Here is a 1,675-nt window from a genome sequence, read left to right on the forward strand (position 1 = left end):
AAAAGAAACAAAAGAAACTTGTATTCCAGCCTTATAATAATAAACAAACAATGATGATTTTAGATATAGAAATGTTTGTTCCGGAAAATCACGTTGCACGTTTAGTAGATGAAATGGTTGAATCCATACCTGATGAAATTCTTTATTCGCACTATGTTGGTGGGGGACGTGCCCCATTTCACCCTAAAATGTTACTGAAAGTGATTTTATTTGCTTACACGCAAAAAACATATTCTAGTAGAGAAATTGAAAAAATGTTGCGTGAAAATCTTCCGATGATGTGGTTAGCTGGAATGCAAACTCCTGACCACCGAACCATTAATGATTTTCGTGGTGTGCGAATGCCAAAAATGATGGAATCGGTATTCGAACAATTTCTAATTCAATTAGTAGAACAAGGCTTAGTCGATCTCAACCATGTTTTTGTAGATGGAACCAAAATAGAAGCAAATGCCAATAAATATACGTTTGTCTGGAGAAAATCAGTTGAAAATTTTGAAGAAAAACTTCGTGCAAAAATCAAACCAATTATTCAAGAAATTCGTAAAGTGACAATTGAAGAATTAGAAGAGGAATTAGAAGAGGACTTAGAAAATGAATTAATGAAGACAGCAGAAGAACTTACAAAAAACGTCGAAATATTGGAAGAAAAATATAATCAGGGATCAAATAGAGTAGAGAAAAAAGAACTTCGTTCCCAGAAAACAAAATTGAAAAAACAGCTGAAAGCCATTGAATCTGACTATCTCCCACGATTAAGAAAATACGAAGTCCAAAAAAGAATACTTGGTAATCGTAATAGCTTTTCGAAAACAGACTATGATGCCACGTTTATGAGAATGAAAGAAGACCATATGAAAAACGGTCAATTAAAAGCAGGATATAACATACAATTAGCTACTCAAAATCAATTTATTGTAGGATATAAATTATTTCAGAAACCGGGAGATACTCGTTGTTTCCAACCGTTTATGGAAAAATTATTCACAACCTTACCAAAAGTGCCTAAACAAGTCGTTGCGGATGCAGGTTATGCAAGTGAAGAAAACTATTTATATGCATTAGGTGAAGAAAAAGAGCCACGCTTTGAATTATTAGCTCCATATAATACGTATTTAAAGGAACAAACTAGAAAATATAAAAAGGATATTTCGAAAGTACAGAATTGGAAATATATAGAGCAGGAAGATGCTTTTATCTGTCCTAACAACCGTAAGGTTTTATTTAAACGATATAGTCAACGGAAAAATGAATCAGGATATGAACAAGATTTTAAAATTTATGAATGCGAGGATTGTACAGGTTGTCCGTTGAAGTCATTATGTACAAAATCTAAAGGGAATCGTAAAGTTTATTGGAACCCTATTTACGAAAACATAAAAGCAAAGACAAAAGCAGCCCTTGATGACGAACAAAAAGCAACACTTTATGCCAAACGTAAAGTAGATGTCGAAAGTGTGTTCGGTAACATTAAGGGCAATTTGTCGTTCACTCGATTCCGGTTGCGTGGAATCGAAAAGGTTGAAACTGAATTTGGGATTGTGGCTTTAGCCCACAATCTCCTAAAAGTTGTAGGTAATATCAAGATGTTTTCAGGAAAATGTAAAAAGAGCGAATTGAGAAACACAAGGATTTCTCAATTTCGCTCTTTTTTTGGGACTTATCGGACAGCCCC

1 protein-coding gene is annotated in these 1,675 nt (G+C 34.0%); it reads left to right on the forward strand.

Features of this window, described 5'->3' with window-relative positions; all coding sequences use genetic code 11:
* On the forward strand, positions 1–1,675 hold a 1,675-nt coding region (locus AC3ASS_RS14145), incomplete at both ends, for an IS1182 family transposase (protein ID WP_488284147.1).

The organism is Bacillus sp. JST-5, assembly GCF_057747715.1.